Source organism: Trichocoleus sp. FACHB-591 (genome assembly GCF_014695845.1).
In the GTDB taxonomy this organism is placed as follows: Bacteria; Cyanobacteriota; Cyanobacteriia; order FACHB-46; family FACHB-46; genus Trichocoleus.
Map to the genome: position 1 here is coordinate 377461 of NZ_JACJPA010000045.1, position 12449 is coordinate 389909.

General features: G+C 50.8%; 12 protein-coding genes. 3 read left to right on the forward strand and 9 right to left on the reverse strand.

Translation table 11 applies throughout. The annotated features are described in order from the left end of the window. Positions 1–39 precede the first annotated feature (39 nt). Entirely contained in the window at positions 40–903 is an 864-nt protein-coding gene (locus H6F90_RS09870) for an alpha/beta fold hydrolase (protein WP_190439641.1), read from the forward strand. A gap of 72 nt (positions 904–975) precedes the next feature. On the opposite strand, the gene H6F90_RS09875 is transcribed toward H6F90_RS09870, so the two are convergent. The 6 genes from H6F90_RS09875 to H6F90_RS09900 all read right to left on the reverse strand — a co-directional run bounded on the left by H6F90_RS09875 (position 976) and on the right by H6F90_RS09900 (position 6418). After that, the gene (locus tag H6F90_RS09875) at positions 976–1260 is read right to left on the reverse strand and encodes a DUF1816 domain-containing protein (RefSeq protein ID WP_190439644.1); all 285 of its coding nucleotides are present in this window, start codon (positions 1258–1260) and stop codon (positions 976–978) included. Between the two features lie 68 nt (positions 1261–1328). Then, positions 1329–2918 (reverse strand): 23S rRNA (guanosine(2251)-2'-O)-methyltransferase RlmB, encoded by a 1590-nt coding sequence (rlmB, locus tag H6F90_RS09880; RefSeq protein WP_190552300.1) that lies wholly within the window; start codon positions 2916–2918, stop codon positions 1329–1331. A gap of 88 nt (positions 2919–3006) precedes the next feature. Next, the gene (locus H6F90_RS09885; RefSeq protein WP_190552301.1) at positions 3007–3480 is read right to left on the reverse strand and encodes a ribonuclease III domain-containing protein; all 474 of its coding nucleotides are present in this window, start codon (positions 3478–3480) and stop codon (positions 3007–3009) included. A gap of 151 nt (positions 3481–3631) precedes the next feature. After that, complete coding sequence (locus tag H6F90_RS09890) at positions 3632–4000, reverse strand: anti-sigma factor antagonist (RefSeq protein WP_190439908.1); 369 nt, start codon at positions 3998–4000, stop codon at positions 3632–3634. Between the two features lie 131 nt (positions 4001–4131). After that, the gene (gene carA, locus H6F90_RS09895) at positions 4132–5325 is read right to left on the reverse strand and encodes a glutamine-hydrolyzing carbamoyl-phosphate synthase small subunit (RefSeq protein ID WP_190552302.1); all 1194 of its coding nucleotides are present in this window, start codon (positions 5323–5325) and stop codon (positions 4132–4134) included. Between the two features lie 127 nt (positions 5326–5452). Next, positions 5453–6418, reverse strand: coding sequence for a diacylglycerol kinase family protein (locus tag H6F90_RS09900; protein ID WP_348252034.1), 966 nt, complete (start codon positions 6416–6418; stop codon positions 5453–5455). Between the two features lie 239 nt (positions 6419–6657). Here H6F90_RS09900 and H6F90_RS09905 point away from each other — a divergent pair, with 239 nt between their 5' ends. Both H6F90_RS09905 and H6F90_RS09910 read left to right on the forward strand, forming a co-directional pair. Continuing rightward, positions 6658–7590, forward strand: coding sequence for a TIGR02281 family clan AA aspartic protease (locus tag H6F90_RS09905; protein ID WP_190552303.1), 933 nt, complete (start codon positions 6658–6660; stop codon positions 7588–7590). Between the two features lie 25 nt (positions 7591–7615). Further along, on the forward strand, positions 7616–8200 hold the full coding sequence (locus tag H6F90_RS09910; protein WP_190552304.1) for a DUF4303 domain-containing protein: 585 nt from the start codon (positions 7616–7618) through the stop codon (positions 8198–8200). A gap of 6 nt (positions 8201–8206) precedes the next feature. On the opposite strand, the gene hisA is transcribed toward H6F90_RS09910, so the two are convergent. The 3 genes from hisA to H6F90_RS09925 all read right to left on the reverse strand — a co-directional run bounded on the left by hisA (position 8207) and on the right by H6F90_RS09925 (position 12340). Beyond that, positions 8207–8980: a 1-(5-phosphoribosyl)-5-[(5-phosphoribosylamino)methylideneamino]imidazole-4-carboxamide isomerase gene (gene hisA / locus H6F90_RS09915; RefSeq protein WP_190552305.1), complete on the reverse strand. Its 774-nt coding sequence runs from the start codon at positions 8978–8980 to the stop codon at positions 8207–8209. Between the two features lie 184 nt (positions 8981–9164). Continuing rightward, positions 9165–10511, reverse strand: coding sequence for a GAF domain-containing sensor histidine kinase (locus H6F90_RS09920; protein ID WP_190552306.1), 1347 nt, complete (start codon positions 10509–10511; stop codon positions 9165–9167). Positions 10512–10642: 131 nt separating this feature from the next. After that, positions 10643–12340 carry a transglutaminase family protein gene (locus H6F90_RS09925; RefSeq protein ID WP_190552307.1) on the reverse strand — a complete coding sequence of 566 codons (1698 nt, stop codon included), beginning with the start codon at positions 12338–12340 and terminating at the stop codon, positions 10643–10645. Positions 12341–12449 lie beyond the last annotated feature (109 nt).

Below are 12449 nucleotides of genomic sequence, written 5' to 3' on the forward strand. Positions count from 1 at the left end.
TGGTCAGCCAGTATAGAAATTGAGAAATTAAGGGTTAAGATGCAATCGCAAAATTCGAGTTTCGATCGCGCTGCTCAAGCTGCTCGTTTGCATGTGCAGAGCCAAGGGAAAGGGTTTCCCATTCTTTGTCTGCACGGCCATCCTGGGTCAGGCAGTAGTTTGTCAGTGTTTACCAATCATTTATCCCAGCGTTTCCAGACCATTGCGCCAGATTTACGGGGTTATGGCAACAGCCCTGCTCAGCAAGCATTTCAGATGGAAGATCATCTACTGGATTTAGAAGCGGTGCTCGATCGCTATCAAGTTTCGCGTTGCTTAGTTTTGGGTTGGTCGCTAGGTGGCATTTTGGCGATGGAACTGGCCCTAAAATTTCCCCAACGAGTCAGCGGCTTAATTTTAGTCGCGACAGCCGCTCGCCCACGCGGTAGCCATCCGCCCATCACTTGGCAGGACAATTTTTATACGGGGTTAGCATCGATGATCAATCGCCTTTCCCCGGGTTGGCAGTGGAATATTGAGGCATTTGGTAAGCGATCGCTCTACCGCTACCTGATTCAGCAGCACACCGCGATCGCCTACCAGTATTTAGCCGATGAGGCACTAATTGCCTACCTCCGCACCTCCCGAGAAGCCACCCAAGCTCTGACAGTCGCTTTGAGAAAAGACTATAACCGCCTAGCGGATCTCGCTCAAATTACTTGTCCCAGCTTAGTCTTAGCGGGTGCCGAAGATCGCCACATCACGGCTCAATCTAGTTGGGAAACTGCTCAGCACCTCCAGAACAGTCAATGGCATTGCTACCCAAACACAGCTCACCTATTTCCTTGGGAGATCCCCGATCAAGTCGTAAAAGATATTGATCGGTGGCTAGCTCTCCATCCAGAAGTGATGAAATCAAATTAGGTTGGTTTTCTTAGCGAACCTCAAGGGTAGCCACAGGTTTAAAGGCAATTTTGAGCGTGACAACTCACACTACTAAAATTGCCCACTAAGAATCCGAGACTTTCCCAGAGGCATTTTTACCTCCAAATCATCCGCGATTGTTAGGTCGGCAGGGGTTTTGCAGCGCTTTACTGTGACTCGAATCCCTTGAGCGCCTTCTTGCTCCAAATCCTCAACGTAACCAGATTTGGCAACTTGAGCTTCTTGAGAACTGAGGAATGGCCCAAAGTAGTAAGTACACCGAGGCCTATCAGTAACAATCTCAACCCAAAAAGCGAGCCCAAGAGTCTCGAGAAAACTGACCAAAACTTCTTTCATGATTCTTTTTCTGTGCCGATTACCAACGTTTTACGGGGTGCTACGCAGGCTTTTACTGTCGTTATTATTCACACTTTGTTATACTCTGTTGCATTTCTTTTTTCAATTCCTTCTTTGTTAGGCATGTTGGCAAAATCAAAGGAGGTGCCATGCCGCTGTCGGTAAATTTCATAAAGTACCATTCCTGTGGCAACGGAAGCATTGAGGCTGGGAGTCTTGCCGCTTAACGGAATGGAGACTAAAACATCACAGCAGCGCTGTACCGTTAAGCTTAAACCTTCCCCTTCGGAACCAATGACCAGCACAATCGGGCCAGAAAACTTCACCGTGGGGACTGGCTCGCTCGCTCCCGCAGCAGTACCGTAAATCCAGAATCCGGCAGTCTTGAGTTCTTCTAAAGCGCGGGTCAGATTAACGACCCTAGAAACAGGAAATGTTTCTAAAGCCCCTGCGGCTACTTTCTTCACAACGGATGTAATCCCCGAAGCTCGTCGTTGTGGGATCACCAAGCCCTGGGCTCCTAACGCTTCAGCAGTCCGAATAATAGCTCCTAAGTTGTGGGGGTCGGTGATCCCATCCGCCACAATGATTAAGGGCTGACTCGTTGCCGCTTGGGCTTGGGCAATCAAATCACCCAAATCAGCATATTCATAGGGTGCAACCTGGGCAATCACACCTTGATGATTTGCACCTGGCGCAATATAGCTAAGACGTTGCGGCTCTACTTCGTCAATGACAGTGCCATTGGCTTTGGCTTGCAGCAGCACGGTATGAAATCGAGGGTCATAACGCAGTCGAGGAGTAATCCAGATCCGATTGAGCGGATGTTGGTTTTCCAAGGCCGTTAGCACCGGATGACGACCATAGATCAAGTCGCTTTCTTCGGACTCGCCTGCTGGCTTAGTGGAAGTCTCGTCAAAACGGCGATCGCGGTTTTCCTGCCCTCGATCCCGTCCTTCACTCCGCCCCTCAAACTTGCGATCGCGACCTTCACTCCGCCCTTCAAAACTGCGACCCCGACCTTCTGAGCCACCGCGACCTTCGAAGCTGCGCTCACGCCCCCCAAAGTTACGCTCCCGTCCTTCAGGACGACCGAAACTCCGGTCGCGGCCTTCGTTGCGGCCTTCGTTGCGGCTTTCAGAACTAGAACTGCGATCGCGCTCTCCAAAGCTGCGGCCACGATTTTCAGGGCTGCGTTCCCGCCCTTCCGAACCCCGCTCACGCGGCTCAAAACTGCGTTCACGGGGGCCAAAGTTACGCTCCCGTCCTTCGGGACGACCAGAATTGCGATCGCGCTCTCCAAAGCTGCGATCGCGGCTCTCAGAGGGGCGCTCCCGTTTATCAAAGTTACGAGTGGGTTTATCTGAGCGTTGCCGAGGAGCCTGGAAATCTCCTGTGTTTGCAGTAGGCCTAACTCTAGGCTCTCCGTCACCTGCCCCCCTCCGGTCGCTGCCTCGGTATTCTCCCCCTCTATAATCGGTTCCCTTACCAGAGGGGCGCTCCTTAGCAGATTTTGTGCGCAGACGAGGACTTGAGCTGCGAGACGCATCCTTCGGGATGGGGCGGCCTTGGCGGTCTCCTGACTGACCTTGCGATTGAGACCCTTTACCTTCAGCGGCTCTACCGCGGTCTTTAGAGTAATTCTTCTTGGCGGCCATATTATTCTCTCAATAATTCGAAAAATTTATATCCCGGAGCCTTCAAGTCCCCACTGGTCTGAGGCTCATTATGTTGACCAGGAGGTAGCTACTCCTCTAGCGTTGGGTCTAGTTTCAGTTGGGCCAATAAATAAGCCAAACGCTGGGGATTGGTTAGGTATAGATAGCCCATTAAAGCTTCTAGACTAGTCGCCTGCTGATAGATTTCTGGATTCACTCGCTTGGAGCGGCTAGAAGCGGCGTTACGTCCTCGTCTCAGAATTTCTAACTCTTCGCCGGTCAACAAAGACACTAGCGATCGCAGATGGTGAGCCTGGCTTTCAGCTCTGACCTGCGCCACAACTCGCTGATGATAGCTTTGCAGTCGCTTGGGAGGAAGCAGGTACTGAGAGCGGATATACAATTCATAAACCGCATCTCCCAAGTAAGCCAACGCACCAGGTGAAATCGTCTGCAACTGAGCCGTGGGCAGAGTGATAGTGGGCAGAAAATTAGCTGGGCTAGCCAGGTCTTGAGCTGCCTGTGTATCCGAAATTTCTAAGCAATCTTCTTCTGCTTTCACAGACAGCTCTTACCTTGTCAGCTAGATCCCACAGAACCGTTATTTTCCATCATAGGTCAGTCGATTAATTCGCTACAGTCTTGCCATTTTTGCAGAATGACAAGCTATCCAGTTAAGCCTGGATAGCTTGATGGCGCGACTTTTGCATGAGTCAAGCTGACTTGACGTTCTCTAAGGCCACATCGACTGAAGTTTGCAGAGCTAAGAATTGCTCTAGACGAACTAGCTTCACAGTTTGGGTCACTCGAGGATTAGTGACAATCTGCAAGGTTCCCTCAGCGGCTTGCGCCTTTTTGGCTAGCTGCACCAGCGCACCCAGTCCAGAACTATCAACAAAGTCGATATGGGAAAGATCCAAAATGACATGCTTGGGGCCTTCTTCGACGCATTTTGTGAGCACCTTACGAAAGGTAGGTTCAGAAAATGCATCTAACAGACCCGTCAGACGGAAGAGTTGGCAATTATCTCTGACTTCGCGTGTGCCTCTAAGGCTAACGGTCAGGGTGAGTGGCTCAGGAATAAATCCCTCCTAACAAAAAATGTCCATAATTCGAGGCTCCAGTATACACTTTAGCCAGTTTTCAGGACAACTCATGCCAGTATAATCCTTAGCTCCATGCCTGTAACCTCAAGTTTGCAACTTTAAGTTTTTTAGGACGTTGCTTCGGTGGCGACGGCGGTAGGACGATCGCCATTAGTTTTGGCAGCTCGCATAGTCTGCACAAAGTTCTCAAACAAATAATCTGCGTCATGCGGACCAGGACTAGCTTCCGGGTGATATTGAACCGAAAACAATGGCAAGGATTTGTGCCGCAAGCCTGCTACCGTGCGATCGTTGAGGTTAAGGTGGGTGATTTCCACATCTGCATCAGGCAGGGATTCTGGCGCGATCGCGAAGCCATGATTTTGGCTGGTGATCTCAATTCGCTGCTTTAATCCAGCAGGTTGATTGAGTCCTCGATGACCAAACTTCAGCTTGAAGGTTTCTGCCCCCAACGACAACCCTAAAATCTGGTGGCCCATACAAATGCCGAAGATGGGTTTTTGGCTGGTCAAGAGTGCCTTGGTCGTGGCAATACCTTCGGTTACTGCCGCCGGGTCACCGGGCCCATTCGAGAGAAAAATCCCGTCTGGATTGTATTTCATGATTTCGTCAGGAGGCGTGTCGGCTGGAACCACAAGGACTCGGCAACCGTAACTAGCCAGACGACGCAAAATATTGCGCTTAATCCCAAAGTCCAACGCCACCACGGTTAACAAATTAGAGCCGCTCTCATCGTTCTGAGCAGTAGGGCTGAACTCCCACACGGAATCGGTAGGGTCAGACCATTCGTAAATCGTTGAGGTCGTTACTTCCTGGACTAAGTTGAGACCAGCCATACTGGGTGCATTTTGCACCTGCTCCAGCAGTTCTGTGGGATCAAGAATTTCGGTCGAGATTGCCCCATTCATGGCTCCAGCAGAGCGAAGCTTACGCGTCAGGGCGCGGGTATCAATGCCGTAAATGCCTGGAATGTTGTGTTGCTTCAGGTAGTCCGATAGAGATTGGGTCGATCGCCAATTGCTAGGACGTGGGCAAATATTACGAGCGATCGCCCCTCGTACCTGAGGCCGTGCAGATTCATCATCTTCAGGGTTTACACCAGTATTTCCCAACTCAGGATAAGTGAAGGTAACAATTTGACCGCAATAGCTGGGATCAGTCAAAACCTCCTGATAACCCGTCATTCCTGTGTTGAACACAACTTCGCCAATGGTGGTCCCAGGCGCACCAAAAGACCACCCCCGGTAAACTGAACCATCCGCAAGAACTAAAAGAGCAGGTTGAGGGGCAGAAAGAGCCATAGAAGTCTAGATAGGAGGACCTTGGAAACTGATACTTGAAAACTACTTGCCGGACGCTATTATCCCATGCCCAATTGTAAGTGTCGTATCGAAAACTGCCGAATCCGGCTGGCCCAGTAGGAGCACATTAGGGCGAACTTGTCTCTGCTGGAACGAGCACTTTCAGAGCCTGGTGCACAACTTGGAATGTCACAGGCAACTCACCAATTTGATGCCCATCAATATGAAAAGGCAGCTTGGTAGGTGAACTAAGACGCACCTTTGCCACTTGGTAAGTTTCAATTTTGGGATTGTAGTGGTACTGACCTCGACTAATAGACCAAAAATGACGCACCAGTTCCCATTTGCTGAACTTGCGATAAACGCTGACAGTCAGCAGCCCATCATCCATCAGCGCGTCAGGAGCCACCGTAAATCCGGTTCCATAATAGGGACCATTGGCAATCACAACTAGCAGAGCTTGGAGCTGAAATTCGCTGCGAGTTGCGAGTTGACGGCGCAAAAATCGTTGACGCAGGGAGGTACGTGTCGTCGCGTTTGCCAAGGGACGATCTAACTCAATTTTCAAGCGCTGAGGTTGATAACTAATGGCTAAGCGGACAGCTTGCAGCGTTCGTCCCCATTGCCCATCTTTCACTTCTTCCCCTAAAGGAAAGAGAGCCGCATCTAGCCCTACCCCAGCAGCCTCAAAAAAGTAGTGCTCAGCGTCGTTGTTGGCTTGTCCAACATCAATACTTTTGATTTGCCCTTGTGCGATCACTTGACAGGCTTGAGCCAGATCAGTCGGTATGCTGAGGCTACGAGCAATGTTGTTATAGGTGCCAATGGGAACAATGCCCAGCGGAATTGGAGCGTGAATCAGCCCTTTTGCGACTTCACTGACTGTGCCATCTCCACCCCCCACAATCACCATGTCATATCCTTCTTCTACGGCTCGTTGGGCCAGCAGCGCCGGAGATTCATCTGGCTTGGTAAATGCGAGATCAGCTCGAATATCTTCTGTCTCCAAGGCAGCAATGATATCGGGCAGCTTCATGGGGTTAGGCTCATCCGTACCGGAAACCGGATTCATGATCAAACTTGCACGCTTCACTGGCTTGGCCCCACTTGGATGTTGTGAATCAATATCAACTTATTCAGTGTCTAAACTAAACCTAGCTGATTCCAGCTTGGTGCCGCTCAATTGACTAAACAAGCCAACCGTCTTTTGAGCAGGCGATCGCCCTGTACGGAATCTCAGCTGGGGTCGGTGAGTCTAAAGTAGAAGAGTGAAAACTGAAGATATCTAGCTTGTAGACTTTAAACCATCCCACGGCAGTTGTTTGCCTTCCTATGCCAAAGCTTTTTCCGTCGAGAGCGATTTTGCTGATTGTGTCGGGTGTCTTAACGCTGGCTAGTACAGGTTGCAGCGGCTCCTCGATCAAGCCTTCGGCGCAGAGTCTGTCTGCTCCCACGCCTACTCCCAGTGCTGCGCCAGTGGCTGCATTACCGATTGATCCCTCACCTGTAGTGATTGAAGAACCTGCGTCTCCACCTACTCCAGAACTAGACCCCTTTGAGTTTGCGCTCGATCGCGCTGCCAGTGCTGCTAGCATTGGAGCCTCCGCGCAATCCCAAGATGACTGGAAGTTAGTGGTGAGCCAGTGGCAAGAAGCGATCGCCTTCCTCAAACAGGTGCCAAACTCCAGCCCTTACCAATTGCTAGTTAAAGAAAAAATTAGCGAGTATCAGCAGCAACTCACGTACGCCAAAAAACAAGCCACCAAGCCAGATGGAGCGGCTGAGCCCCCTACTGAGAGCGTTATTGCTTTAGCGCCTCCCCCGATCCCACAACCCGTAGAAGCCTCACGCTCCAATGTCGCCACCCGACCGACTCAACCTGCACCTAGGCGCGAACGAGTTTTTGAGGCTCCGATCAAGCGCCGAGAAGGCGGCACTCCCGTCATTGATGTCACCTTTAACGGCAATCAAACCTTTGAGATGATTGTGGATACGGGCGCAAGCGGCACCTTGATTACTCAGCAAATGGCAGCCGCTATGGGTGTCAAACCCGTTACCAAAGCCCTGGTAGACACAGCCAGCCAAAAAGGAGTAGAAATTCCTGTCGGCTTTGTCGATTCGATTGAAGTAGATGGGGCAGTCGCCAGCAATGTATCAGTTGCGATCGCAGGGCCTGACTTAGATACTGGATTGCTTGGTCACGATTTCTTTGGCAACTTTGACGTCACGATTCGGCGCGACGTGGTGGAATTTCGAGTCCGATAACGCGATCCTACTGTACTGAGTTTGTATGCAACTGAATTTCGATTACGCAAAGCTGAAAGAGGCTTTGATTTCTGCCACAGCTGAAGCATTTGCCCAAATCAAAGCAGTTGCTGAAGCTGAGTCTCTCTATATTTTCGGCCTCTACATTTGCCGGGAAGGCACTTCCATTACACCCACTGCCAACACAGAAGCAGGGCTGACTCGGCTGGCCCAAGAGTATGCTCATAAGTACGGCAAGCCGAGCAACTTGTATCAACAAAGTTTACGCTGGTCGCCCTGGGACTGGACCTACCATGCTCAAGGCCAAGAATTTTATGCTGAGGTAGAAGACCTTCTAGAAAGTACTTGGTCTGAAGCAGATTGCCGATACCTTCTAGAAGCTCAAAAGGTGTTTCAGGTTTGCCGTGAAGCTTTAGCACAGCTCGATCGCCAAGCCGTTTTTGACACAGGTAACGTGCGTGAAGCTCTCCTACTCAATTTGTTCAAGAACGACCAAACTCAGGCACAACTCTTACAAGAAGCCCGCTACCTGAACAGCCCAAAAGCTTGCGATCGCTTCGCTGTGGAATTGCACCAAGGCCAAACTGTGTTTTTCCAAAAAGCCCGTTAGACAAAACTAGGCAAAAGCGGAAGTACCGAAATCAGGAGGAACATCCTGCCAGCGACCTTGGCCCACGGCTCGGAGCGCTTCTTTCAAGTCTACGTCTCCGGTGTAAATCGCTCGACCGACGATCGCCCCTGTGACCCCGGAGGGTTCTAGCCCCAGCAAGCTCAGTAGATCGGTGACAGAGCTGACTCCACCCGACGCAATGACTGGGATGGCGATCGCGGTAGCTAATTCGCGGAGTGCGTCTAGATTGGGGCCTTGCAGCGTGCCGTCGCGGTGAATATCGGTGTAGATAATTGCGGCTGCGCCCAGTTGAGCCATACGCTGCGCCAAATCTGTGGCTAATACTTCCGAGGTCTCCAGCCAACCGCGTGTGGCTACCTTGCCGTTGCGGGCATCAATCCCCACCACAATCTGACCGGGAAATTCTTGGCAGAGCTGCGCTACTAAATCCGGTTGCTCCACGGCCACGGTGCCCAAAATAGCCCGTTGCACGCCTGTAGCCAGCAGATTGGCCACACTCTGGCGATCGCGCAAACCGCCCCCCACTTGAACTGGCACATCCACCGCTCGCACAATTGCCTCAATCACTGGCAAATTCACCGGATGTCCAGCCTTGGCTCCATCTAAATCAACCAAGTGCAATCGAGGTGCGCCTTGTTCCGCCCACTGCCGCGCGACTGCCACCGGATTTTCATCAAACACTTGTGATTGGGCGTAGTCACCCTGGTACAACCGGACACAGCGACCTTCTAGCAGATCAATAGCTGGAATCACATCCATGACTTCACTATCCCTTACCCGTAAACACCAAACTTGCTACAACTCAGGTTTGCGATCGCGCTACCCAGTTCTCATTGAAGCAGGTTTGTTCTCATTCAGGAGCAAGGCCACAGACTCCAAGCCACGACCTGAGTCTCGATTTGCGGCTAAGAATCAAACAAGTGCTTCCAATACACCAACTTACTCAGTTCATCTCACCCAACTCTTTTCCTGGCAGCGTCACTCTAAAAACGACTTGATTTGCTCGACTTTCAACTTTAATCTGTCCTTTGAGCAGTGCTACCAGCTTCTCGACTAAAGCTAAACCCAAACCTGTCCCTCCCTGTTTCCAAGGGTCATGGCTGGGGACTCGATAGAATTTCTCGAAGATGTGAGCTAAGGCTGGCTCAGGAATTTCGCAACCAGAGTTTTGAATCGTGAGTTCGATTTGATCTGACTTCTCAAATCTAGAAGCTAAAGCGATCGCCCTTACGCTAACGACGATCTCGCCTCCCGATGGAGTATATTTGCAAGCGTTATTCAGCAGTTCTGCCACAATGCGCTCTAAACCATTCTCCATTGAGAGCAAGGGTGGGAGATTCGCCGGGATGTTTAGCTGCAAATTTTGTTGGCGTTCTTTGGCTCGTTCTTGAAAGGGTTCCAAGATGGAGGGGAGCCAGTCTTGTAGCCGCAAACTTTCTAGCTCTACCGAGACAGCCCCCGCTTCCAACCGCTGAAAGTCTAGTAAATCGTTGATGAGTTCGATTTCGCGATCGCACTCTTTGCTCAAGATTTGCATGTAGCGATCGCGTTGCTCTGCATGTTTAGCCAGCTTCAACATCTGAATTGCCATTTTGATGTTGGTCATGGGGGTGCGCAGTTCATGAGAGACGGTAGACAAAAAATCATCCTTGGTTCGGTTTGCCATTTCGGCCTCAGACCGAGCGGCTTGCTCCTGAGCGGCAGCGGCTTCGGCAATATAGCGAGCTTGAGAATTGCATAAAGCAGCGGCTGTAAAGTCTGCCAAGCTGGTCATGACTCGCACATCTTCGGCATCAAAGTGGCAGTGCTCATCATGGGAAACAATCCAAATCGTGCCTAAAGGTTGCCCCTGAGCTAGCAGCGGAATCACTAATCCTTCAACAATGGTTGGTTTAGCTTGCTGAAAGTAGGTGAAATATTGTTCGGGATAGGAATATAGCTGGGGCGCACCTCGATCTATGCAAATGCCGCAAGGGCTAAAGTGACGGGGAGTTGACCCTTGCTCGTAAGCCGCTAAGCCTCCTGCCAAACATGTCCAACGAAAAATAACCTCGCCAGTCTCGGTGGTCTCTAGCAAACTCACCCCTGCTGTTCCGGCGTGGCAAAGCTTCAGAGCCATTTGAACCAGTTGTCTCAGCATAGTGGCAGGCTGGTCCACCATTTGTCTAGCTAAGCTGTGGAGAGCCGCATTCTCTGCCTGAAAGTTTGGCAATCTGGAGACTGGCCCCAACAACCTGTGCGTGATCAGAATATCTTCTAAGACAATTTGCTTCGAGGACAAAGAAGTCATAACGCACTGAATTCAAAGGGCAAAGAGATTTTGAGGTGAAGTTCACCCTTCAACTTCAGTTTGCCCTACCGATAGAGTGGCCCAACCTAATTGATAAATGTCTTATCTTTCTCGACTGGCTTTCGTAGCCTTTACGCAGATGGAGCGAGTTCTCCTAATATTTTGAATTTGATGTGATTAATGGACAAATCTCCGAGAGAAACGCCCAAAGATTCGCCTATGGGTGCTCCTTGAACTCTGACGTTTTCAAACGAAACACCTTTCGCCATTTCAGCGTGATACCAAGCCAAGCCCATAAAGAAACGAGTTGGGTAGGGGCCGCGATCGACCACATCATCTGGGTTGGATTCCATTGGTAGCCAGCCAAATCCTGGGATATAGAACTCAATCCAAACGTGATTGAAATCAGGTTCTAAAGGGACAAATTGTCGCTCAGCATAAGGGGGGCACTTGTAGCGACCCACAGTGCGGCAGGCAATTCCATTCAGGCGAGCTAAAGCTAAAATCAGGCCGACATATTCCCCACAGGAACCAATGCCCCGCTCTAGCACAACATCGGGAGTGTCGATATGCGGTTTGATGCCATAGGAGAGGCGATCGTAAACATAATTACGAATCTTCAAAACTCGGCGCAACAGATTGGTTTCTGTGCCGACTGCGGCTTGGGCCGCCCAACGAATGGGAGCTTTATCCATTGCCAACTCATCATCATCCACTAAGTAGCGAGCCTGAAACTCTGGCGACAAAGCTGGGGCATTCTCTACTTCACGCGGAGCAAGCTGATACTTGATACTCCAGACTTCTAAAAGCGCCTTCCAGCCTAATAAGCGCCGCTCTCCGGGTTTCAACGCAGCAAACTTAAAGACTGCTACCCGTTGCCCATCGTGCAGTTCTTCTGTAAACGGCACCCCAATCGGCTCCACCTGCCTGACCTTTTGCCGATTAGTTTCCGCAGGCAGCGCAATCCGCCACTCCACGTTTTCTAAATGCACTTCCTCTAGCGGTTGCAACTCCTCCACATACGACATTTCAATCAAGTAGCCGTTGGAGAGGGCATAGCGCTCGTCTTCGTAATAGTGAAAGTGCAACGGATGGATAAACGTGCGATCGCGAATGGCGAGTTCATGGGACGGATCGGCATTGGGGTTATCGCGAATGTAGGGTTCTTCCCCCGCATAAGCGAGATAAAGAATATCTTGGCCACTGGCAGGATGACGGTGAAAGGCTAAGCCTGTGGGTTGGTCAAACGGAGTCAGGACACTAAAGCGGATTTCCCCGGTGCCGCGATCGAGACAGTAAACAGTTTGCTCAATGCGATCGCTGACCCAGAGTTCTTCGTCCCGTACCGTCAGGTGTTCGCTACCTACCCCCGGCGTAGGAAATCGGGTAATTTGCCGAGCCGTAGCCGCCTCAAAAATCACGATGTAACCGAGTTTTTGAGAACTCACATAAACAGTGGATTGCCAAATCGCCACGCCATCAATCTGGTAGGGCAAAGTGACAAAGTGGTGCGGTGTCAGATCGCCCAGGGTGCAATAGTAAACGCTACTGCCTCGTGTAAACCAAAGTTTGTCCCCTTGAACCGCTAAACCCGTCGCATCTAAAAAGTCTGCCGTGTGATGTGCGTTTAGAATCTGCGTGTCGCCATTGGTCACAGTGACTTGGAGCAGATATCCCCGGACTGTATCCACTGCCAGCAAAGTGTCTTCCCAAAAACTTAACCCCTGGAGGGCATAAGTGCCAAAGGGACGAATGGTACTTAACCAAGGGTCGAGTGGTCCAATTGCAGCAGTCAATGGTTGGAGAGAAGGGGGCGGTTCAAGGGGCATAGTTGCAGGTTTTCCAGCAATGGCCTCCTCATAATAAACAAAAGCCCTCCGGGCTGATCGTATCCCAGCCATACTCTCTGGACAGAATTTTGATCTCGTACTCCAGATA

What these genes read in the sequence shown, in the direction of transcription:
- H6F90_RS09870 (WP_190439641.1), top strand. Translation starts at nt 40, where the DNA reads ATGCAATCGCAAAATTCGAGTTTCGATCGCGCTGCTCAAGCTGCTCGT.
- H6F90_RS09875 (WP_190439644.1), bottom strand. Translation starts at nt 1,260, where the DNA reads ATGAAAGAAGTTTTGGTCAGTTTTCTCGAGACTCTTGGGCTCGCTTTT.
- rlmB (WP_190552300.1), bottom strand. Translation starts at nt 2,918, where the DNA reads ATGGCCGCCAAGAAGAATTACTCTAAAGACCGCGGTAGAGCCGCTGAA.
- carA (WP_190552302.1), bottom strand. Translation starts at nt 5,325, where the DNA reads ATGGCTCTTTCTGCCCCTCAACCTGCTCTTTTAGTTCTTGCGGATGGT.
- H6F90_RS09905 (WP_190552303.1), top strand. Translation starts at nt 6,658, where the DNA reads ATGCCAAAGCTTTTTCCGTCGAGAGCGATTTTGCTGATTGTGTCGGGT.
- H6F90_RS09910 (WP_190552304.1), top strand. Translation starts at nt 7,616, where the DNA reads ATGCAACTGAATTTCGATTACGCAAAGCTGAAAGAGGCTTTGATTTCT.
- hisA (WP_190552305.1), bottom strand. Translation starts at nt 8,980, where the DNA reads ATGGATGTGATTCCAGCTATTGATCTGCTAGAAGGTCGCTGTGTCCGG.
- H6F90_RS09920 (WP_190552306.1), bottom strand. Translation starts at nt 10,511, where the DNA reads ATGACTTCTTTGTCCTCGAAGCAAATTGTCTTAGAAGATATTCTGATC.
- H6F90_RS09925 (WP_190552307.1), bottom strand. Translation starts at nt 12,340, where the DNA reads ATGCCCCTTGAACCGCCCCCTTCTCTCCAACCATTGACTGCTGCAATT.